Consider the following 22,079-nt stretch of genomic DNA (forward strand, 5'->3'; position numbering starts at 1 on the left):
CGGCAATACAGAAGCGGGAGGACAAAAGAAAAAGCCTTCCGCAAGGGCGGAAGGCTTGTGATCATTCAACTGGAAAGTGCGGTTCTGAACGTCGTGCGTTTCAGCAGATTGGTCATGATCGGGTACATGATGAAGAATACGATCCCGTTCATGGCGACTGCCGGCAGGACGACTGTTGCGAACAACAGGCCGAATGGCACGTTCGCGCCGAAAATGTAGATGGCAGCTGTCAAGAAGACGGCGCCTGAGATGATCGTGCCGATGCAGACAATCACCGTGCTGACCGCCAGTTTTTTTGCAGCTTTTCCAAGGATCAGAATTACGCCATACACGACAAACGCCGTGATGAACTTATCAATGATGTTCGGCACAAGCCCGCCTGGGAAACTCGTAAAGATTCCGGACAGGACACCTGTCGATGCGCCGAGCAAAAATACGCTGCGTACATCGGGGAACAGCAAAATGCCGATGATCATCATTGTCAGCATGAAATCGGGTTTCATGCCCTCACCGTAACCTGGAATCACCAAATACAAAGCGGCACCGACAGCGACTAACAATGCCATCAGCATCAGATTCTTCGTGCTCATAACTCATCTCTCCTCAGCTATTCTTATTTTGGTTCTCCTGCCGTATCCTCGTGATCGGCAGCGAAAACGTATTAACAGTCTATCACTTATCAGAAAAATCCACAATCACTTTTGCAGTTTTTCTCGGATGCCGACCGCGATTTCAGCAATGCGCTCCTGCGGGAAGTCATCCACTTTCGGATCCCAATGCGAATTGTAGCCATCCGTCTGATCGTAGCGGGGGATGAAGTGCATATGGAAGTGGAAGACGGCCTGGCCTGCAGCTGCCCCGTTGTTCTGGAGCAGGTTCAAGCCCGCCGGTTCGAATTCGTCTTTGAGCGCCTGCGCAATCCGGGGAGCGGCGGCGAACAGATGCGATGCCTCTTCCTCCGTCATGTCATAGATATTCTCCCGGTGGTTCTTCGGCACAAGCAGGACATGTCCTTTCGTCACGGGCATGATATCCATGAAGGCGACGACATGCTCGTCCTCATAGACGATTTCTCCTGGAATGGAGCCGTTTGCGATGTTGCAGAATATGCAAGAAGTCAATGCGATCTACATCCTTTCGTCTGGAATCCGCGAGTTTGCAAGGGGCGGACTCATCATTTTCAATAGTGTAGCATATTTTGTCCAAAGTGACGTCTGGCGGAGAAGCATTTCGGCGGTTTATTTGCTAAAATGGAATGAGAATGGAGGGGGAACATGTCAATCTTGAAAGTCGATCATGTGACGGGCGGCTACACGCGGAAACCGGTCCTGCATGATTTATCATTTGAAATAAAAAGCGGCGAACTCGTCGGCCTCATCGGGCTGAACGGGGCCGGCAAAAGTACGACGATCAAACATATCATCGGACTGATGAATCCCCATGCGGGCGAGGTTTTGATCAACGGCATGACGTTCAAAGAAAACAGCGAGCAATATCGGAAAGCGTTCACATACATACCGGAGACGCCGATTTTGTATGAGGAGCTTACGCTGCAGGAGCATCTGGAGCTGACCGCGATGGCGTACGGCATCGAACGTGAGGTCTTTGAAGCCCGGTCGGAGCGGCTCCTCAAGGAATTCCGGATGGAAAAGCGGCTGAAGTGGTTTCCGGCACATTTCTCAAAAGGGATGCGGCAGAAAGTGATGATCATGTGCGCGTTCCTCGTTGAACCGTCTTTGTACATCATCGATGAACCGTTTGTCGGGCTTGACCCGCTCGGCATCCAGTCCCTTCTTGACCAGATGTCGGAAAGGAAGCAGGGCGGCGCTTCGGTGCTCATGTCGACGCACGTCCTGTCGACGGCTGAGAAATATTGCGACCGGATCATACTGCTCCACGAAGGGAAAGTGCGCGCGCAAGGGAATATGGACGATCTGCGGCGCGCATTCGGCAAGCCGGGCGCCACTCTCGACGAGCTGTATATTGCGATGACAAAGGAACAAGACGATGAAAAGTTTGCGTGATATTTGGAGCGTCCGGTTCGTCAATTATGTGAATGAAGTGCAGCGCTATATGCGGTTCGTGTTCACCGGCCATCTGGCGATTGTGCTCGTCTTCACGATTGGCGCCGGCGGATATGCATACAGCAATTGGCTGAAAGAAGTGCCGGATACGTTCCCGGCGGCCCTTCTGACAGCTTTGATCCTCAGTGTGCCGCTCGCGTTTTCCGCGCCGGCCACGTTGCTGAAGCCCGCGGATGCCGTGTTTTTATTGCCGCTGGAAAATCAGCTCGGCACGTATATGGGACGGGCGCTGCGGTATTCATTCGTCGCGCAGCTTCCTGTGCCGCTCCTGCTGTTCATCGTAGCGGTTCCATTGCTGTCCGCGACCGGAACCGGCTCAGGCATCATGTTTCTTTTCGCGGCTGTGGTGATCGTCCTGTTGAAATGGATCTACGTGGAAACCGAATATTCCTTCCACCGCGCGAAAGACGGCGAGGACGTCTGGATGGACCGGCTGGCGCGATATACAATCGCTTTTGCGGCGCTCTACGGGGTGCTGGCTGAAATCCCTCTCCTGCTGATCGCGGCGGGAGTCGTCGGCGCGTTTTACAATTTGTATTGGAAGAAGCAGAGCAGGAGGAAGCCGTTCCCGTATGAGCACTTCATCGGCATGGAGCAGAACCGGATGATGCGGTTTTACCGGTTCGCCAATTACTTCACGGATGTGCCCCATCTGAAGGGTTCTGTGAGCAGAAGAAGCTGGGCGGGCGCGTTTATGAAATCCGCTGTGCTAGGCAAGACGGATCCGCAAAGGTTCCTCGTGAGCCGCACGCTGATCCGGACGGATGACATGTTTTGGCTATGGGTCCGGCTGACGGCACTCGCGGTGCTCGGCGTCGTCTTCATCCCGTTCCCGGCCGTCTCGGCGATCTTCACGGCAGCCCTCGCGTTTGCGACAGCGGTGCAGCTCGTCAACGCGCTGAAGATGGGAGACGACTTCCGCATGGATATGCTGTTCCCAGTGCCCGAGCGCGCCCGGACAAATGCAATCGTGAAAACGGTCCGCTCCGCGCAATGGCTGCAGGCGGCATTGGTGCTGATCGCGGGGCTTGCGGCAGGCGGGATTTCCCTCTTGCCAGCGGGACTCGGACTGCTGGTGATTGCCGTTTCGGAAGTCACCATCCGTTCTTCCTCCAAGGAGAACAACGCATAGTCAAAACGGCTCAAAAAATAGAATATTCCCAAAAACATTGAAACTTCATTGCCTGATTATGTATAATAGGAAAAAGGGCAATAGGGGTGAGGGAATTGGAAAATCACTATTCATATGCCGAGTTTTTAAAAGCCGTGGGAAAGAACAGTTCTTCACTGCAAGCGGAGAAGCTGCTGAATGAAATTTACATGGACCTGTTCCTCAACCATCTTCACCGGGAGCAGACAAAGCGGCGGCTCCTCGAATCGATCGACCGGGCTCTCGATGAGCGGGACGAACAGGCATTCACGCTATATGCGAAGGAATTGCTGAAGCTGGATGAAACGAATTGAAATGAATGGAAACGCCGTGCCGGCTCAAACTGGCGCGGCGTTTTGTTTTTGCGGGGACGTGAGAGGGAAATTGATAGTGAGAGGCCGCTTGCGAGGTGTTTGGGAGCTTCCGTTCATAGTGTGGAGCTTATGAAGGGGAATGCGGTGATTCCATCTGCACCATCATCTGCATAGCCCGTATCAATATGCCTTTCATTCCAACTGAAAAACGTACGTTCGCTTATTTCTTTTGGTTTGCGGCTGTCTATGATAAAATGGTAATAATTCAATCAGGGAGGGACTCGAATGGTCCAAACGTTCAATTTGCAGGCCCCTTACACACCGCAAGGCGACCAGCCGGCTGCGATTGAGAAGCTGGTCGCGGGTGTCAAAGAGGGCAAACGGCATCAGACCTTGCTGGGGGCGACCGGGACAGGGAAGACATTCACCGTCTCCAATGTCGTCACAGAGATTAATAAACCGACCCTCGTCATCGCGCACAATAAGACGCTGGCAGGGCAATTATATAGTGAATTCAAAGAGTTTTTTCCAAATAATGCTGTTGAGTATTTTGTCAGTTTCTATGATTACTATCAGCCGGAGGCCTATGTGCCGCACACGGATACGTATATCGAGAAGGACGCGACGATCAACGACGAGATCGATAAGCTCCGGCACTCGGCGACGTCCGCTTTATTCGAACGCAACGATGTGCTGATCGTCGCTTCGGTGTCATGTATCTACGGCCTCGGTTCGCCGGAAGAATACGGGAAGCACGTCGTCTCGCTCCGCAAAGGGATGGAGATCGGCCGCAATGAGCTGCTGAGACGGTTCGTCGATATCCAATATTCCCGGAACGATATCAATTTCACGCGCGGGACATTCCGCGTCCGGGGCGATGTCGTCGAGATTTTCCCGGCATCCCAGGATGAGCAATGCATCCGCATCGAGTTTTTCGGCGACGAGATCGACAGGATGCGGGAAGTCGATTCGCTGACGGGCGAGATCCTCGGCGAACGCGACCATGTCGCCATTTTCCCGGCATCCCACTTTGTCACCGGCGAAGATAAGATGGTGAAGGCGATCGCCAATATTGAGACGGAGCTTGAGGAGCGGCTGAAAGTGCTGCGCAGCGAGGATAAGCTGCTTGAGGCACAGCGGCTTGAACAGCGGACACGCTATGATCTTGAAATGATGAGGGAAATGGGCTTCTGTTCGGGCATCGAGAACTATTCCCGGCATTTGACGCTGCGTCCCGCGGGTGCAACGCCGTATACGCTGCTCGACTACTTCCCGGATGATTTTCTTCTTGTCATCGACGAGAGCCACGTCACCTTGCCGCAAGTGCGCGCAATGTACAACGGCGACCAGGCGCGCAAGCAAGTGCTTGTCGACCACGGGTTCCGGCTGCCGTCGGCTCTTGACAACCGCCCGCTTACGTTCGATGAATTCGAGGGCTACAGCAAGAATGCGATCTATGTATCGGCAACGCCCGGTCCGTATGAAATCGAGCATTCCCCGGAAATGGTGGAGCAGATCATCCGTCCGACCGGCCTGCTGGATCCGATCATAGAAGTGCGCCCGATCGAAGGGCAGATCGATGATTTGATCGATGAGATTAATGAGCGTACAAAGCGCAACGAACGGGTATTGGTCACTACATTGACGAAGAAGATGTCGGAGGATTTGACTGATTACCTGAAGGAAATCGGCATCAAGGTGCAATATCTGCACTCGGAAGTGAAGACGCTTGAACGGATCGAGATCATCCGGGAACTGCGCCTCGGCACGTACGATGTCCTGATCGGCATCAACTTGCTCAGGGAAGGCCTGGATATCCCGGAAGTCTCCCTTGTCACCATCCTTGACGCCGATAAGGAAGGATTCCTGCGTTCAGAGCGCTCGCTGATCCAGACGATCGGCCGGGCTGCGCGGAACTCGGAAGGAAAGGTCATCATGTATGCGGACCGTTATACCGATTCGATGAAGAAAGCGATCGAGGAGACGAAGCGCCGGCGCGAAATCCAGATGGAATATAACGAAAAACACGGTATCACGCCGACGACCATACAGAAGAAAGTGCGTGAAGTCATCCGCGCGACCCATGCCGCCGAAGAGACGGAAACATACGCTGAAAAGGCGACACAGGGCAAGAAACTGACGAAAGCCGAGAAGGAAGGTCTTCTTGTCACGCTCGAGAAAGAGATGAAGGACGCTGCAAAAGCGCTTGATTTCGAACGGGCTGCCCAGCTGCGCGATACGATATTGGAATTGAAAGCTGAAGCATGAGTACGAGCTTCAAGAATTGAAGTCTGAAGGGTGAAATGCACATGAAAAAAGACGAAATTGTCATCCAAGGCGCCAGGGCGCATAACTTGAAGAACATCGACGTCACGATTCCCCGGGACAAGCTCGTCGTCATGACGGGGCTCTCGGGGTCGGGGAAGTCGTCTCTTGCCTTTGATACGATTTATGCGGAAGGCCAGCGGAGATACGTGGAATCCTTGTCCGCATATGCGCGCCAATTTCTCGGGCAGATGGATAAGCCGGACGTCGATGTGATCGAAGGCCTGTCCCCTGCCATCTCGATCGACCAGAAGACGACGAGCCGGAATCCGCGTTCGACTGTCGGTACGGTGACGGAAGTCTACGATTATCTGCGGCTGCTGTTCGCGCGGGTCGGGAAGCCGATATGCCCGGTGCACGGCATCGAAATCGCCTCGCAGACGGTAGAGCAGATGGTCGACAGGATCGTGGAGCTGCCGGAGCGCACGCGTATCCAGGTACTGGCGCCTGTTGTGTCTGGCAGGAAAGGGACACATGCCAAGCTCATTGAAGATATTAAGAAACAAGGATATGTCCGGATCCGGGTGGACGGCGAAACGATGGATCTCGACGACAATATCGAGCTGAATAAAAACCAGAAGCATACGATCGAAGTCGTCATTGACCGGATTGTCATGAAGGAAGGGATCGAGCCGCGTCTGAGCGACTCTTTGGAATCGGCTCTCCGCTTGGCGGACGGAACAGTTATTGTCGACATCATCGACGGGGAAGAGCTTCTATTCAGCGAACACCATGCGTGTCCGATCTGCGGTTTTTCCATCGGGGAGATCGAACCGCGCATGTTCTCGTTCAACAGCCCGTTCGGCGCTTGTCCGGATTGCGACGGCCTCGGCATGAAGCTGGAAGTCGATCCGGAGCTCGTCATCCCCGATCCTTCGCTTGCCCTAAAAGACAATGCGATAGCGCCGTGGGAGCCGACAAGTTCGCAGTACTATCCGGAACTCCTGAAGACGGTCGCCAAGCACTTCGGCATTTCCATGAAAGATCCGGTGAACGAACTGCCTGAGGAGGATTTGCATAAGATCCTCTACGGCTCACGTGATGATTTGATCAAATTCAAATATACGAATGAATTCGGCACGACCCGTGTCAATAACATTTACTTTGAGGGTGTGCTGGCGAACGTCGAACGGCGGTACCGCGAGACAACATCCGATTACATCCGGGAACAGATGGAGAAGTATATGGCGGAGCGGCCTTGCCCGACGTGCCATGGCTACCGCCTGAAGCCCGAGACGCTTGCGGTGAAATTGAACGGCCGGCATATCGGCCAGGTGACCGAGCTGTCGATCACGGAAGCCGAAGCGTTCTTTGCGCATCTTGAACTGTCGGAAAAAGACCGGCAGATCGCCGATATGATCTTGCGCGAGATTGCGGAACGTCTCGGCTTCCTGATCAATGTCGGCCTCGACTATCTGACGCTGTCCCGGGCGGCGGGCACCTTGTCCGGCGGAGAAGCCCAGCGGATCCGCCTCGCAACGCAGATCGGTTCTCGGCTGACTGGCGTCCTGTACATTTTGGATGAACCGTCGATCGGTCTTCATCAACGGGACAACGACCGCCTGATCGATACGCTGAAGAGCATGCGGGATATCGGGAATACGCTCATCGTCGTGGAACATGACGAAGACACGATGATGGCGGCGGATTACTTGATTGACATCGGTCCCGGCGCTGGCGTCGCGGGCGGGGAAATCGTTTCTGCCGGCACTCCGCAGCACATCATGGACGATCCGGCTTCACTGACAGGACAGTATTTGAGCGGAAAGAAATTCATCCCGCTGCCGCTTGAACGGCGGAAATCGGACGGCCGGAAGATTGTGATCAAAGGAGCCTCCGAAAACAACTTGAAAAATGTTACAGCCACATTCCCGCTCGGTGAATTCATCGCAGTGACGGGCGTTTCGGGTTCCGGAAAGAGTACGCTCGTGAATGAAGTGCTGTACAAAGTGCTGGCACAGAAATTGAACCGGTCGAAGCAGAAACCGGGTGCCTACAAGTCGGTCGAGGGTCTGGAGGAACTGGAAAAGGTGATCGACATCGACCAGTCGCCGATCGGCAGGACGCCGCGTTCCAACCCGGCCACCTATACGGGCGTATTCGATGATATCCGGGACGTCTTCGCCATGACGAATGAGGCGAAAGTGCGCGGCTACAAGAAAGGCCGTTTCAGCTTCAACGTCAAAGGCGGCCGGTGCGAAGCGTGCCGCGGCGACGGAATCATCAAGATCGAGATGCATTTCCTTCCGGACGTCTACGTGCCGTGCGAAGTATGCCACGGAAAACGGTACAACCGCGAGACGCTTGAAGTGACTTACAAGGGAAAGAATATCGCTGATGTGCTGTCGATGACGGTCGAGGATGCCCTTGTGTTTTTCGAAAACATTCCAAAAATCACAAGGAAGCTGCAGACGATCGTGGATGTCGGCCTCGGCTACGTGCAGCTTGGCCAGCCGGCAACGACGCTGTCAGGCGGGGAAGCACAGCGCGTGAAGCTGGCGTCCGAGCTGCATCGGCGTTCGAACGGCAAATCCTTCTATATATTGGATGAACCGACGACGGGCCTTCATGTGCATGATATCTCGAAACTGCTCCTTGTCCTTCAGCGTCTAGTCGACTCGGGCAACACCGTCCTTGTCATTGAACACAATCTGGATGTCATCAAAACCGTCGACCATATTATCGATCTCGGACCGGAAGGCGGAGACCGCGGCGGGCAGATCATCGCGACAGGCACGCCTGAGAAAGTGGCGGAGTCGGATGTATCGTATACCGGCCATTATCTGAAGCCGATCCTAGAGCGGGATAAAAAGCGGATGCAGGACTTGATCGAGAAAGCGGGATCTGCTTCCAAATGAAACTTCTGCCCACTCGAAACGTATAGATAAACAGGAAATTGTTTAAGACGGGCGGTCGATCCGCCCAAAATAGGGAGGCGGAAAGAATGGAAAACGAACGTAAACGGGTTTTGACGATGGTGGAAAACGGGACAATCACCGTGGAAGAGGCACTGACGCTTCTGGAAGCGATGGAAAAGGGAACCGCATCAGGCCAAGCTGCTGAACCGTCTGAGGGCTCTTTCACGAATCAGAGCGGAAACGATAACCGCGGCACCTCATTCGGACAGGAACGGAAGAGATCGAAAGAGGAATCGGCGGAAGAGTTCATCGAGAACTTGCGGAACGATATGGGCCATGTCGGGGAGCGCTTCATGCAGTTCATGCAGACAGCTGTCGAGCGTGTGAAGTCCTTCGATTTCGAAACGCCGTTCAGCGGCGGTGTGTCCTTCACGCATTCTTCTACAAAAACGGCAGAAGGCATCGAAGAGATCATCGTCGATATCAGCAACGGCAGCTTCACGATCATTCCGACCGAAGAGCAGGAAGTGAAAGCGGAGTTCGCGGTGAAGTCATTCAACAATAAAACCGAAGACGAAGCGAAGGATGAATTCCTGAAGAAGATGATCTTCGTCAAAGACGACGATAAGCTTCGGTTCGTCAGCGATATGAAGCTCATCCAAGTGAATGTGACAGTTCACGTGCCGGAGAAAGACTATGAAAAACTGTCAGTTCGTCTGCTGAACGGAACGCTCCAGACATCCGGCCTCCATGCGGCAAACCTGTATGCGAAGACAGGGAACGGGAAAATCGATATTTCCGGTTCCAACTTCAAGGAAGCAGAGCTGGAGACAGGAAACGGCGCCATCCAAGCGAAGAATATTACAGGCGAGACACTGTCTGCGGAAGCGATGAACGGTCGTGTGTACATCAGCGGTGATATCAAAAACGCAGAGGGCAAGTCATTGAACGGCCACGTCGTCATCACGACGACCAACCGTAATGCCCGGCTGCTCGATGCGAAAACGGTCAGCGGATCGGTGGAAATCTACGTGCCGTCCGACATTCCGCTCGCTGGTGAAATCACGACGAACATGGGCCGGCTAGACCTGCAGCTGCAGGACGTCCACCGCTCGACGACCAACGAGCAGTTCATGTACCGTTCCATCGGATTCCAGAAAGGGACCGACGAAGAACGCGCGCCTCTTCGCATTGCAGGCGAAACGAAGACGGGTTCGGTCATTGTGTGCTATAACGTTAACTGATAAAAAGACCGGCAAGCCGCCGCGGATCAATCCGCAGGCGGCTTTTTGGTGTGGCGCGGTGGGGGGATTGAGAGGGAGCGGTGGGCGTGATTGCTTCGTTTGGCCGGGGGATTGCTTCTTTTGGCGAGAGTTTGCTTGATAAGCGAGCGCTGTTGCTTCGATCGGCTGGGGCGTTGCTTCATAAGCGTGTGGTGTTGCTTCGAAAATGGGTGCTGTTGCTTCTTTGGCTGGGGGATTGCTTATATTGAGGTGACGAGGCTGCATGCCTTGTTGATTATCAGTGGCAGGAGGGGATTGCTTCGTTTAGCTGAGTGATTGCTTCGAACAGGTGCGTGGTTGCTTCGAAAGCGGGCGCTATTGCTTCGAACGGCTGTGGTGTTGCTTCATAAGCGTGTGATGTTGCTTCGAAAGCGGGTGCTGTTGCTTCGTTTGGCCGGGGGATTGCTTGGATTGGCTGGACGCGGCTGGCTGCCTGTTTGATTGTCCATGTAAAAGGTGATTGCTTTGAACGGCGGCCCCGTTATTCCAAAGCGTGTTCGGCCGTGCCAGTCGATTGCGCCTGCCTGCTGAATGTTCTGCTCGATCATTTCAAGTGGAATCCATACTTATTGGCCGGGTTCGTGGTAAAATGGTGCGTAGATGTTTATGGAGGGGTGAGGATTGTGACTGCGATTGTGCGGGATATTCAGGAGCGGTTTGGGCTTGAACTTTTAGCGGGGGCGGCTGGGCTGGATCGGCCTGTCACGTTGAGTGATATATCGCGGCCGGGGCTGGAGCTGGCCGGTTTTTTTGAGTATTATCCGGCGGCGCGGGTGCAGTTGCTTGGCAAGACGGAGCTTGTTTTTTTTCGTGAGCTGACTGCTGGCGAGCGGTCGATGCGGACGGCGCAGCTTTGTTCGGATGAGACGCCTGCGATCATTGTCGCTCATGGGATGCCGGCGCCGCCTGAGTTGGTGGAAGCGGCTGAGCTGAAGCAGATTCCGGTTTTGCAAACGGATAATCCGACGACCCGGTTTTCGGGGATGCTGACGAATTTCCTGGAGGGCCGGCTGGCGCCGATGACGACGATCCACGGCGTGCTGGTGGATGTCTATGGCATCGGCGTGCTGCTGACGGGGAAAAGCGGAGTGGGCAAGAGCGAGACGGCGCTTGAGTTAGTGAAGCGGGGCCACCGGCTTGTGGCGGACGACAGCGTGGAGATCCGGCAGGTGGCGAAGAATGTGCTGATCGGCAATGCGCCGCGGCTGCTGCATCATATGCTGGAGATTCGCGGAGTCGGGATCATCGATATGATGATGCTGTTCGGGGCGAGTGCCATCAAGGATGACAAGCGGATTTTGCTCGCGATCGATCTCGAAGTATGGGATCCTGAGAAAATGTACGACCGCCTTGGAATTGATGAAGAGAAGCTGGTTATCATGGATTCTGAGGTGACGAAGCTGACGGTTCCTGTGCGGCCGGGCCGGAATTTGTCCGTCATTATCGAAGTGGCGGCGATGGATTACCGCATGAAACGGCTTGGCTTCAATGCGGCGGAAGACTTTACGAACCGGCTGGCGCAGGAGATTTCACGGAAGGAGGGAGAAGGCGATGTTTCATCTACTTGAAATAAATCCGGTAGCGTTTGAACTTGGCCCCATCTCGATCAGATGGTATGGAATACTAATAACATTAGGGATTGTGCTGGCGTTTATCGTCGTGCAGCGGGAGATGGTCAAGCGGGGGATGCACCCTGATTTCCTGACAGACCTGCTCATTTGGGCTGTTCCGATCTCGATCATTTCGGCGCGGATTTACTATGTCATTTTTCAATGGGATATTTATAAGGATCATCCTGGCGACATCATTAAGATCTGGGAGGGCGGCATCGCCATCCACGGGGCGCTGATCGGTGCCTTTTTGACGACATATATCTATACGAAGAAACGCGGGATTTCGTTCTGGAAAGTGGCGGATATCGCGGTTCCCGGCATTTTGATCGGCCAGATCATCGGCAGGTGGGGGAATTTCATGAACCAGGAGGCGCATGGCGGCCCGGTTTCCGAGAAGTTCCTGGAAAATACGATCATCCCTGATTGGATCATGGATCAAATGACGATCAAAGGTGTCACGTATCATCCGACATTCCTGTACGAATCGCTGTGGAATGTCGTCGGTCTCATCATCGTGCTCGTCTTAAGACGGCTGAATCTGAAGCGGGGAGAGGTGTTCTTCTTCTATCTCGTCTGGTACTCGATCGGCCGGTATTTCATTGAAGGCATGCGGACGGACAGCTTGTACGGCGGCGGCCTCAGGGCGGCGCAGATCGTTTCGATCATCGCAGTGCTCGCCGGCATCGGGCTCTTTGTGTATAGGCGTTTCATTCAAAAAGTGAAAGTGAGATATGAAGATGCTTAAAGGGACTTTGAAAAATGGATTAGGGGCCGGTCTGAAGACGACCTGGACCCTCGGCAAGATCATTTTTCCGGTGACGATCATTCTCGTCATCTTGCAGCACACCCCTGTGCTGCCGTGGATCGTGAAATTGATTTCCCCATTTATGGGGCTTTTCGGATTGAGCGGTGAGGCGGCGATTCCGCTTGTCCTCGGCAACGCGCTGAATCTTTACGCGGGCATCGCTGGCATCCTGTCACTCGATCTGACAGTGAAGGAAGTTTTCATCCTGGCGGTCATGCTCAGTTTTGCGCACAATATGTTCATAGAGACGGGTGTGGCGCTGAAGACGGGCGTCAAGCTGTGGATTGTGCTCGTCGTCCGCTTCGGGCTTGCCTCGGTTTCCGCCATTTTGATCAACCTTGTGTGGAAAGGCGGCGGGGAGATTGCGAAGTATGGCATGGCGCCGGTCGCGACCGAAGCACCGGACGGCTGGCTGCAGATCGGGCTGCTCGGTCTTGAGAAAGCGTCTTTCGGCGTGTTGCAGCTTGCGATGATCGTCATTCCGCTCATGATCATTGTGCAATTCCTGAAAGACCGCAATTACTTGCAGAAATTTTCAAGCGGCCTAGCGCCGCTGACGAGGCTGATCGGCGTGAAGCCGAATGCTTCGATGACGCTTGTCGCAGGTCTTGTCATCGGCCTTGCGTACGGCGCAGGCATCATGATCCAGGCGGTGCAGGAAGACGGCGTCAGCAAGAGGGACGCGACGCTTTCGTTCATCTTCCTGGTCGCTTGTCACGCGGTTATTGAAGATACATTAATTTTCATTCCCCTCGGCATTCCGGTTTGGCCGCTCTTGCTCATACGGCTTGCGGTCGCTGTGTTGCTGACGGTCATCGTGGCGTTCGCCTGGAAAGAGCGGGCGCCGATTGGGGAGAAGGAGGCAGTTGCAAATGGCTAAGCCGCTACAGGCGTTTTTATTTGATTTTGATGGAACATTGATGGACACGAATGAATTGATCATCCAGACATTCCAGTCGGTGCTCGACAGGCATTATCCCGGCAAGTATTTGCGGGAGCATATCCTTCCGTTCATGGGACCTACGCTGATGGAGTCGTTCGGCACGGTCGATCCCGTGAAGGCGGAGCAGCTTGTGACGGAATACCGTGAATGGAATATCGAGCATCATGATGAATTAGTAGAGGAATTCGAAGGGGCGTCCGACGCGATCCGCTCACTTAAAGACATGGGCATGAAGCTTGCGATCGTGTCGACGAAGCGGAATGACATGGTCATGCGGGGGCTGAAGCTGCTCGGGATCGAGGAGCTGTTCGATACGGTGATCGGGCTCGATGATGTGAGAAATCCGAAGCCGGATCCCGAACCGGTCCTGCTGGCGCTGAAAAGGCTCGGTGTGTCAGCTGACGAAGCGATCATGATCGGGGATAATTCCCATGATATCGAAGGCGGCAAGAATGCAGGCGTCCGGACGGCGGGTGTTGCATGGTCGCTGAAAGGTGTCGATTTCCTTCAGGCGCTGGAGCCTGATTACATCGTCCACCATATGGAGGAACTGCTGAAAATCGCACGCGGTGAAGCGATGTGAGACGGACGGAGCGGTATCCCGCAAAAGGCGATGCAAACTCCCTCTGGCATATTTACAAGACGGTCTCCTTTTTCAAGGTGGCCAAGAATTTCATCATCATCCAGATCGGCAGGTATACGCCGTTCATTCCAATGAAAAATTTCCTCTACCGCACGTTTCTGGGCATGAAGATCGGCAAGAAGACGTCGTTTGCGCTCATGGTCGTGCCGGATACGATGTTTCCGGAACGCATTTCGGTCGGCGAGAACTCGATCATCGGCTTCAATACGACCATCCTGGCGCATGAGTATCTGATCGATGAGTATCGTCTCGGTGATGTCGAGATCGGTGACCGCGTGATGATCGGTGCGAATACGACGATCCTGCCCGGCGTCTCGATCGGCGACGGGGCGATCGTCTCGGCGGCGTCCCTTGTGAACCGCGACATTCCGGCAGGTGCGCTTGCGGGGGGCAACCCGGTGCGCATCATCTATACGGCGGAACAGATGGCGGAGCGGAGGCGTGCGCAAAATGTCAATAAATGATGACGCGTACAGAAGTTATGATATAATGGAACGAGTTTGCGAGAAGGGACGGCATAATGGACGTTCCTTCTGCTTTTTTCGGAGGAATCTGATTGGAAAAGAAAAGAGGCAACATGAATCGTAAAGTCATTTCATTTATCCCGGATGGTGAATTTTATTATAAAAAGGGATTGCAGGCGATGAATCGTGAAAAGTTCTCCGATGCCCATAAGTATTTCAAGCGGGCGGTGGAACTGAATCCGAATGATCCGGCGATCCTCATGCATTACGGCGTGCTTGTCATGGAAGAAGGGCAGTTCGAGGAGGCGTACGACCTGCTGCAGGCGGCGCACGGGCTTGACCCGGACGAGGAGGAGATCGTCTTCTATCTCGCGGAGGTCCATGCGCATCTCGGCTTGCTAAGGGACGCGAAGATCTATGCAGAGAAGTATATCGCCCTCGCTCCCGACGGTCCGCTCGCGGATGAGTCGATGGAGATCATCGACTTTGCGGAGCAGGAGGAAGCGTTCTTTCACGACGAAGAAATGCAGGACGGCGAAGTGTATTTCCTGCAGGAGAAGGCAAGGCGCCTCATGGAAGAAGGCGAGTTCGAGGAAGCGGTCGAAATGCTGGAAGCGATCATCACCGACTATCCGGAGTTTTGGGCCGCTTACAACAACTTGGCGCTGGCGTATTTCTATATCGGCAAGATCGAGCCTGCGAAGGAGCTGCTTGGTGAAGTGCTGAGGCAAAACAAGGGGAACTTGCATGCGCTGTGCAATCTCGCTGTCTTTTATTATTATGAAAAAGATAAGGAGAAGCTCGATTCGATGCTCAACCTTCTGCTGAAGATCAAACCGTACCAGTTCGAGCAGCGGTATAAGCTCGGAGCGACATTCGCGCTTGTCGGCAGGCATGAAGAGGCGTACAACTGGCTCAGGAGCTTGCAGAAGCGGGGATTCGAGGGCGATGCGGGCTATTATTTCTGGCTGGCGCATTCCGCGTATTTCTCAGGTCACGAAGAAGTTGCGAAGCAGGCGTATGCGAAGCTTGTGGAACTGGATCCGACGAAGGCGGGATTTGAGCCGTGGAAGGATGTCGAGGCCGGCGTGCGTCCGGATTCGTATGAGCAGGATCGTGAATTCCTGCTAAGCAAAATCGGCAATAAATACCGCAGCGAGCGGATGCTCGGGTTTTACTTGCTCGGCAAGTCGGCGCATAAACAGGAGATCATCTCCCACCCAAGCTATATCGATGTAGCGAAGCTGAGTGTCTATGAGCAGCTTTTCCTCGCGCACAGCCTGCAATACCAGTTCACGGATGAAAGCGGGTTCGATAAACCGTTCCTGCGGGCGCTGGAGGCGACTGATCTGCTGTATGAGCAGTACATGCCGCTTGATAAGCAGGGGACCCATCTGCTGCAGATGTGGTTCACGCTCTGCGAGATGGCGCTCGTCAAGGCATATCCGTTCAAGAACCCGGCGGCGCTTGCTGCGGCGGCTGACTATATGTTCCTGTCGTCCCGGCATGAAAGTGTGACGAAGACGTCGGTTGCCCAGCGCTATGGTATTTCCGTCTCGACTCTCACAAAATATGTTGGGGAGCTAATTGAATTCCTGCCCCATTTCAATTCGTGAGCAGAAATTGTCGAATCAGGCAGAAAGTTTGAAGGCAGCGGAACAATCTTATATCATTTGTGCAGGGTATGTTAGTATCGGAGGAGGAATTATACGACATGACAACTGAGAAGATTTATGACGTCATCATTATTGGCGCCGGGCCTGCGGGCATGACGGCTGCTGTTTATACATCGCGCGGAAATCTGTCCACTTTGATGCTGGAACGCGGCATTCCGGGCGGCCAGATGGCGAATACGGAAGAGATTGAGAACTATCCTGGATTCGAATCGATCCTGGGACCTGATCTGTCGAAGAAGATGTTCGACCACGCGAAGCGTTTTGGCGCTGAATACGCGTACGGCGACGTGCAAGAGATCATCGACGGCAAAGAATACAAGACGATCAAAGCAGGAAAGAAAGAATATAAGACACGTTCCATCATCATCACAACAGGTGCTGAATACCGCAAGATGGGCATTCCGGGCGAAAAGGAACTCCAAGGCCGCGGCGTCAGCTACTGTGCGGTATGTGACGGGGCGTTCTACAAAGATAAGGAAATCATCGTCGTCGGCGGCGGAGACTCCGCTGTCGAGGAAGGCGTCTACTTGACCCGCTTCGCGAAGAAAGTGACGATCATCCACCGCCGCGATGAATTGCGCGCGCAGAAGATCTTGCAGGACCGTGCTTTCGCAAACGACAAGATCGAATTCATGTGGAACACGACCGTGAAATCCGTTAACGAGAAGGACGGCAAGATCGGTTCGGTCACACTTCTTTCGACTGTCGACGGTTCGGAACGCGAATTCGAGACGGAAGGGATGTTCATCTACATCGGTATGGACCCGCTCACAGCGCCGTTCAAAGACCTCGGCATCCTGGACGAACACAATTATGTTGTGACGAATGAAGAGATGGAGACGAAAGTCCCTGGCATCTATGCGGCAGGCGACGTACGTGCGAAAACGCTCCGCCAAGTCGTCACAGCGACAGGCGACGGCAGTATCGCCGCGCAGAACGTGCAGAAGTACGTGGAAGAGCTGGCCGATGAAATCGGTGCACAAGTATAAGTAGATGAATCATCTCAGTGCAGGCAGAGCGGCGTTTTGGCTTTGCCTGTGCTTTTTTTGTTTTGCTGGCGGGTGGGGGGCCCATCTTAATCAAACCTTAATATGCTTGTAATGGGAATGACATACGAATCGGCTATGATAATAGTATTCAATTGACCCCCCTTTTTACTATATTCTTTAAGGCGATCCGGCGGCTTGTCCGCGGATGGCCTTCTTTTTTTGTCGTTTCAATTGAAAACGTTGTATACTAGAACTATGCATCGCGGGAAAAGTGAGGATTTATTATGCAAAGAATCGCAAATCTGCTTGTTCTGAAAGACGGGCAAGTTTTATTACTGAAGAAACCGCGCAGAGGCTGGTATGTCGCTCCGGGCGGCAAGATGGATCCGGGTGAATCAGTTCAAGGTGCGGCAATCCGTGAATTCACGGAGGAGACCGGCGCTGTGCCGACCGATCCGCATCTGAAGGGCGTTTTCACTATGATGATCATGGACGAGAGTGGGACAGATCTGAAGGATGAGTGGATGCTGTTCACATTCCTCGCAAAGGATCTCACGGGCGTGCCGTATGAATCAAACCGCGAGGGGATTCTCGAATGGCATCCGGTGGAGGCGCTGCACACCCTTCCGATGGCGGAAGGCGACCGCATGAATCTGCTGTTTGCGGTCCAGGAGGCAGGCACCCAGTACGGGACGTTTTATTATACAGAAGAATTCCGGCTGCTGAAGGCCGAATTGCAGAATTCAACGGAGGGTGATTGAGATACATGGGAAATGAAATGCCGAACAGCGACGTCGAAGTCGTCATCATCACAGGGATGTCGGGTGCCGGGAAGACCGTCGCCATGCAAAGCTTTGAGGACCTCGGATTTTATTGCATCGATAATCTCCCGCCCGAACTGATGGTGACGTTCCTCGATCTGATGATGAAATCGGATATGAAGATGCGCAGGATTGCGGCTGTCATGGATACGAGGGGCGGCAGCCTGTTTGAAGCACTCATCGGCGCGCTGGATGATTTGAATCAGCGGGAAGGGGTTACGGCGCAGCTGCTGTTCCTCGATGCGGAGGACGCGACGCTCGTCCGGCGCTATAAGGAGACGCGGCGCTCGCATCCGCTTGCGGAAGGCGGTTTGCCGCTGTCCGGCATCCAGATGGAGCGGGGCCTGCTGCAGGAGCTGAAAGGGCGCGCCCGTTCGATCTATAATACATCCTTGCTGAAGCCGCGCGAATTGCGGGAGAAGATCATCGCGGAGTTTTCCACAAAGGGCGGCGCTGCGTTCACGGTCAATTTCATCTCGTTCGGCTTCAAGCACGGGATGCCGATCGATGCGGATGTCGTGTTCGATGTGCGTTTCCTGCCGAACCCGTACTATATACAGGAATTGAAACCATTGACCGGGCTTGACAGCGAAGTGTCGGAGTATGTCCTGAAGTGGAACGATACAAAACTGCTGATCGACAAATTGTACGATCTGTTCAAGTTCCTCATCCCGCAATATAAGAACGAAGGGAAATCACAGGTGGTCATCGCGTTCGGCTGCACAGGCGGCCAGCACCGGTCCGTGACACTCGCCGAGTATTTCGGGAAACGGTTCCAAGAGGAGTATCGCACGCTCATCACGCACCGGGATGTTGAGAAAAGAAAGGGTTGACAACATGAAGCAATCCGGTAAAATGAAAAAAATTGTCGTCTTCGGTGGCGGAACCGGATTGTCCACTTTGCTCCGGGGATTGAAGAAGTATCCCGTCGATCTGACAGCCGTCGTGACGGTGGCGGACGACGGGGGCAGCTCGGGCCGATTGTTGGATCTGTACGATATTCCACCACCTGGTGATATCCGCCAAGTTATGGCAGCGCTTTCAGATGTTGAGCCATTGATCGAGAAGATGTTCCAGTACCGCTTCTCGACTTCGGACGACCTGAAAGGCCATTCACTCGGAAATCTGATGCTGGCCGCGCTCACCGATATCACGGGGGATTTCGCCCGGGCAATCGAGAAGATGGGCCGCGTCCTGAACATTAAAGGGAAAGTGCTGCCGGCGGCGAATCAGCGGACGACGCTGCATGCCGAGCTCGATGACGGGACGATTGTGACAGGCGAATCGAAAATACCTGTCTATGGAAGCAAAATCAGGCGTGTCTACCTGTCGCCTCAAGAAGTGGAACCGCTTCCTGAGACTGTCAAGACCATCCTGGACGCCGATCTGATCCTGCTTGGACCGGGCAGTCTGTACACGAGCATCATCCCGACGATCCTTGTCCCGAATATACGGAAAGCGGTCCTTGAAGCGCGGGCGAAGAAGATCTATATTTCCAATCTGACAACGCAAGCGGGGGAGACATACCGGTATACTGCATCCGAGCATGTGGCAGCTTTGCATGCGCATGCCGGACAGCCGTTCATTGATATTGTCCTGCTGAACGGGACCGATCTGACCGATGAACTGGCTGCAGCCGGGCTGGCGAAGCAAGTATGGCAAGTGGAGAATGATATTGACAAGCTTGGCCAACTGGTTCCGGAGATTTGCGTACAACCCATTTCCATCGTGGAAGAGGACAGGGTGATGCATGACGCGGACCGGGTGGCCGCCTGGGTCATGGATCGTATTTCGGAATGAGATGGTGAAGAGTGCGATAAAGAATGTAACGGCGTTCAAGTAGAGCGACTTAGTGCCGGGAAAGGGGAACAATATGTCTTTTGCGGCAGAAGTGAAGAAGGAATTGACGCAGATCGAGTCGGATGACTGCTGCGTGAAAGCTGAGATATCAGCATTCATCCGGATGAATGGAGCGCTGTCTTTCTCGAACAGGCAGCTGAGCCTGGACGTCCAGACGGAAAACGCGGCGATCGCGAGGCGGCTGTATTCCAATTTGAAAAGGTTGTATCCTTATAAGGTCGAGCTGCTCGTGCGGAAGAAGATGCGGCTGAAGAAGAATAATGTATACATATGCCGGATACGGGAGGGGGCGAAACCCCTGCTGGAGGACTTGCATATTATGATGGGCGCGTTTCAGGTGAACCACGATATCGCGGAAGAGGTCGTACGGGAGGATTGCTGCAAACGCGCGTATTTGCGCGGCGCGTTCCTGGCGGGAGGTTCCGTGAATAATCCGGAGACGTCCTCCTATCATCTGGAAGTGTTCTCTTTCTACAAAGAGCATAGTGAAGCGCTTGTCGATTTGATGAACAATTACTATTTGAATGCGAAATCGATTGAACGGAAGAAAGGGTTTATCGCCTACTTGAAGGAAGCGGAGAAGATTTCCGATTTTCTCGGACTGATCGGCGCGCACGTCTCGCTGATGAAGTTCGAGGATGTCCGCATCTTGCGGGATATGCGGAACAGCGTCAACCGCCTCGTCAATTGCGAAACGGCCAACTTGAACAAGACGATCGGCGCGGCGCAGCGCCAAGTCGAGAACATCAAATATATTGAAAGAACGATCGGCATCGGCCAGCTGCCTGACCGCCTGCAGGAAATCGCGCGGCTGCGCGTCGAGAACCAGGATGTCACGCTGAAGGAACTCGGGGAAATGGTTTCAGGAGGGCCTGTCAGTAAATCGGGCGTCAACCACCGGCTCCGCAAGATTGAGGAAATCGCGGATAAACTGCGCGGCGGAGGCATTTGAGAGCCAGAAGGAAATGAGAGGAGACGTAGGCATGGAGGAAAAAACAGTAGAAGTGAAATTGAAGACAGGCTTGCAGGCACGCCAAGCCGCCCTATTCGTCCAGGAAGCGAACCGCTTCATGGCGGATGTATTCTTGAAGAAGGACGAGCGCCAGGTGAATGCGAAAAGCATCATGGGCATCATGAGCCTCGCAATCGCAAGAGGGACGACGATCACATTGATCGCAGACGGCTCGGACGAGGAAAAAGCGGTCGAGATGCTCGCCGCGATGGTGGAAAAGGAAATTTGATCAGAGGAGAGGCTGTGGGGTTTTGTCGACTGCAGCCTTTTATTTCATATGAATCAGGGAATAAAAAAACATCCCGCCCTGATTGAATCAGGACAAGATGTCTTAGGACGCCCTCGGCAGGAGTCGAACCCACATTTCAAGAACCGGAATCTTGCGTGCTATCCATTGCACCACGAGGGCAAATCAATAGTTGCTGTCTGCTTCTCTAGCGGACAAGTTTTATTATAGCGCCAATGTGGAAAGAATGCAATAGGGAATTTAAAAGCATTATATTTGACCATTGTTGACTATAATAGGTATGATTAGAACACGGTTGAAATACAATTTCAACAGACCGATTAGTATACACCCTGAAGGAGGAAATGAAATGAACCTAATTCCTACAGTCATTGAACAGACGAATCGCGGAGAACGCGCGTATGACATTTATTCCCGTTTGCTGAAAGACCGGATTATCATGCTCGGCAGTGCGATTGACGACAACGTTGCGAACTCGATCGTCGCGCAGCTTCTTTTCCTGGAAGCGGAAGATCCGGAGAAAGACGTATCCATCTACATCAACAGCCCGGGCGGCAGCATCACTGCGGGTATGGCGATCTATGACACCATGCAGTTCATCAAGCCGGACATCCAGACAATCTGTATCGGCATGGCGGCATCGATGGGTGCGTTCCTCCTCACCGCAGGAACAGAAGGAAAACGCTATGCGCTTCCGAACGCGGAAGTCATGATCCACCAGCCGCTTGGCGGAGCACAAGGACAGGCGACAGAAATTGAAATCGCGGCAAAACGCATCTTGTTCTTGCGCGAGAAATTGAACGGCATCCTCGCAGAACGCACAGGCCAGCCGATCGATGTCATTGCGAAAGATACAGACCGTGACAACTTCATGACAGCGGAACGCGCAAAAGAATACGGTCTCATCGACCATATCATCACGCGCAGCGACATGAAAGACATGAAATAAGATTTTCGGGCATCCTCTTACTAGGGGATGCTTTTTTGTTTGG

General features: G+C 53.6%; 21 protein-coding genes and 1 tRNA gene. 19 read left to right on the plus strand and 3 right to left on the minus strand.

The window, feature by feature from the left end; translation table 11 throughout:
- Positions 1 to 65: 65 nt before the first annotated feature.
- Positions 66 to 590, minus strand: coding sequence for a tryptophan transporter (locus tag ACZ5FK_RS14970; RefSeq protein ID WP_464805659.1), 525 nt, complete (start codon positions 588 to 590; stop codon positions 66 to 68).
- A 105-nt stretch (positions 591 to 695) separates the two neighbouring features.
- Positions 696 to 1,121 (minus strand): HIT family protein, encoded by a 426-nt coding sequence (locus ACZ5FK_RS14975; protein ID WP_464805660.1) that lies wholly within the window; start codon positions 1,119 to 1,121, stop codon positions 696 to 698.
- A gap of 153 nt (positions 1,122 to 1,274) precedes the next feature.
- Here ACZ5FK_RS14975 and ACZ5FK_RS14980 point away from each other — a divergent pair, with 153 nt between their 5' ends.
- From ACZ5FK_RS14980 to ACZ5FK_RS15065, 18 genes are all read left to right on the plus strand, one after another.
- Positions 1,275 to 2,024 (plus strand): ABC transporter ATP-binding protein, encoded by a 750-nt coding sequence (locus ACZ5FK_RS14980; protein WP_464805661.1) that lies wholly within the window; start codon positions 1,275 to 1,277, stop codon positions 2,022 to 2,024.
- Positions 2,008 to 3,216 carry an ABC transporter permease gene (locus ACZ5FK_RS14985; RefSeq protein ID WP_464805662.1) on the plus strand — a complete coding sequence of 403 codons (1,209 nt, stop codon included), beginning with the start codon at positions 2,008 to 2,010 and terminating at the stop codon, positions 3,214 to 3,216. Before ACZ5FK_RS14980 ends, ACZ5FK_RS14985 begins: the two co-directional genes overlap by 17 nt.
- Before the next feature lie 95 nt (positions 3,217 to 3,311).
- Complete coding sequence (locus ACZ5FK_RS14990) at positions 3,312 to 3,548, plus strand: IDEAL domain-containing protein (protein WP_464805663.1); 237 nt, start codon at positions 3,312 to 3,314, stop codon at positions 3,546 to 3,548.
- A gap of 285 nt (positions 3,549 to 3,833) precedes the next feature.
- A complete protein-coding gene (gene uvrB, locus ACZ5FK_RS14995) occupies positions 3,834 to 5,816 on the plus strand; it encodes an excinuclease ABC subunit UvrB (protein WP_464805664.1) in 1,983 nt (660 codons plus the stop codon).
- A gap of 41 nt (positions 5,817 to 5,857) precedes the next feature.
- Positions 5,858 to 8,731: an excinuclease ABC subunit UvrA gene (gene uvrA, locus ACZ5FK_RS15000; protein WP_464805665.1), complete on the plus strand. Its 2,874-nt coding sequence runs from the start codon at positions 5,858 to 5,860 to the stop codon at positions 8,729 to 8,731.
- A gap of 86 nt (positions 8,732 to 8,817) precedes the next feature.
- Positions 8,818 to 9,975: a DUF4097 family beta strand repeat-containing protein gene (locus ACZ5FK_RS15005; RefSeq protein WP_464805666.1), complete on the plus strand. Its 1,158-nt coding sequence runs from the start codon at positions 8,818 to 8,820 to the stop codon at positions 9,973 to 9,975.
- A gap of 659 nt (positions 9,976 to 10,634) precedes the next feature.
- The gene (gene hprK, locus ACZ5FK_RS15010) at positions 10,635 to 11,582 is read left to right on the plus strand and encodes an HPr(Ser) kinase/phosphatase (protein ID WP_464807449.1); all 948 of its coding nucleotides are present in this window, start codon (positions 10,635 to 10,637) and stop codon (positions 11,580 to 11,582) included.
- The gene (gene lgt, locus ACZ5FK_RS15015) at positions 11,566 to 12,372 is read left to right on the plus strand and encodes a prolipoprotein diacylglyceryl transferase (protein ID WP_464805667.1); all 807 of its coding nucleotides are present in this window, start codon (positions 11,566 to 11,568) and stop codon (positions 12,370 to 12,372) included. Before hprK ends, lgt begins: the two co-directional genes overlap by 17 nt.
- Positions 12,365 to 13,312: a nucleoside recognition domain-containing protein gene (locus tag ACZ5FK_RS15020; protein WP_464807450.1), complete on the plus strand. Its 948-nt coding sequence runs from the start codon at positions 12,365 to 12,367 to the stop codon at positions 13,310 to 13,312. The genes lgt and ACZ5FK_RS15020 overlap by 8 nt, the downstream gene beginning before the upstream one ends.
- Positions 13,305 to 13,958 (plus strand): pyrophosphatase PpaX, encoded by a 654-nt coding sequence (gene ppaX, locus ACZ5FK_RS15025; protein ID WP_464805668.1) that lies wholly within the window; start codon positions 13,305 to 13,307, stop codon positions 13,956 to 13,958. Before ACZ5FK_RS15020 ends, ppaX begins: the two co-directional genes overlap by 8 nt.
- On the plus strand, positions 13,955 to 14,482 hold the full coding sequence (locus ACZ5FK_RS15030) for an acyltransferase (protein ID WP_464805669.1): 528 nt from the start codon (positions 13,955 to 13,957) through the stop codon (positions 14,480 to 14,482). Before ppaX ends, ACZ5FK_RS15030 begins: the two co-directional genes overlap by 4 nt.
- Positions 14,483 to 14,574: 92 nt before the next feature.
- The gene (locus tag ACZ5FK_RS15035) at positions 14,575 to 16,098 is read left to right on the plus strand and encodes a tetratricopeptide repeat protein (protein WP_464805670.1); all 1,524 of its coding nucleotides are present in this window, start codon (positions 14,575 to 14,577) and stop codon (positions 16,096 to 16,098) included.
- 98 nt (positions 16,099 to 16,196) lie between these two features.
- Positions 16,197 to 17,147: a thioredoxin-disulfide reductase gene (gene trxB, locus ACZ5FK_RS15040; protein ID WP_464805671.1), complete on the plus strand. Its 951-nt coding sequence runs from the start codon at positions 16,197 to 16,199 to the stop codon at positions 17,145 to 17,147.
- Positions 17,148 to 17,431: 284 nt separating this feature from the next.
- Positions 17,432 to 17,908 (plus strand): NUDIX hydrolase, encoded by a 477-nt coding sequence (locus tag ACZ5FK_RS15045; RefSeq protein WP_464805672.1) that lies wholly within the window; start codon positions 17,432 to 17,434, stop codon positions 17,906 to 17,908.
- Between the two features lie 5 nt (positions 17,909 to 17,913).
- Positions 17,914 to 18,801, plus strand: a complete 888-nt coding sequence (gene rapZ / locus ACZ5FK_RS15050; protein ID WP_464805673.1) for an RNase adapter RapZ — start codon at positions 17,914 to 17,916, stop codon at positions 18,799 to 18,801.
- Between the two features lie 4 nt (positions 18,802 to 18,805).
- Positions 18,806 to 19,768 (plus strand): gluconeogenesis factor YvcK family protein, encoded by a 963-nt coding sequence (locus ACZ5FK_RS15055; protein WP_464805674.1) that lies wholly within the window; start codon positions 18,806 to 18,808, stop codon positions 19,766 to 19,768.
- A 73-nt stretch (positions 19,769 to 19,841) separates the two neighbouring features.
- Positions 19,842 to 20,780, plus strand: a complete 939-nt coding sequence (gene whiA, locus ACZ5FK_RS15060) for a DNA-binding protein WhiA (RefSeq protein ID WP_464805675.1) — start codon at positions 19,842 to 19,844, stop codon at positions 20,778 to 20,780.
- Between the two features lie 31 nt (positions 20,781 to 20,811).
- Complete coding sequence (locus ACZ5FK_RS15065) at positions 20,812 to 21,069, plus strand: HPr family phosphocarrier protein (RefSeq protein ID WP_464805676.1); 258 nt, start codon at positions 20,812 to 20,814, stop codon at positions 21,067 to 21,069.
- Between the two features lie 108 nt (positions 21,070 to 21,177).
- Here the strand turns inward: ACZ5FK_RS15065 and ACZ5FK_RS15070 are convergent.
- Positions 21,178 to 21,249 (minus strand) — tRNA-Arg (locus tag ACZ5FK_RS15070).
- A gap of 187 nt (positions 21,250 to 21,436) precedes the next feature.
- Here ACZ5FK_RS15070 and clpP point away from each other — a divergent pair.
- Complete coding sequence (clpP, locus tag ACZ5FK_RS15075) at positions 21,437 to 22,036, plus strand: ATP-dependent Clp endopeptidase proteolytic subunit ClpP (protein WP_464805677.1); 600 nt, start codon at positions 21,437 to 21,439, stop codon at positions 22,034 to 22,036.
- The last annotated feature ends 43 nt before the right edge of the window (positions 22,037 to 22,079 follow it).

The sequence above is a fragment of the Sporosarcina sp. GTC18466 genome, assembly GCF_055389225.1.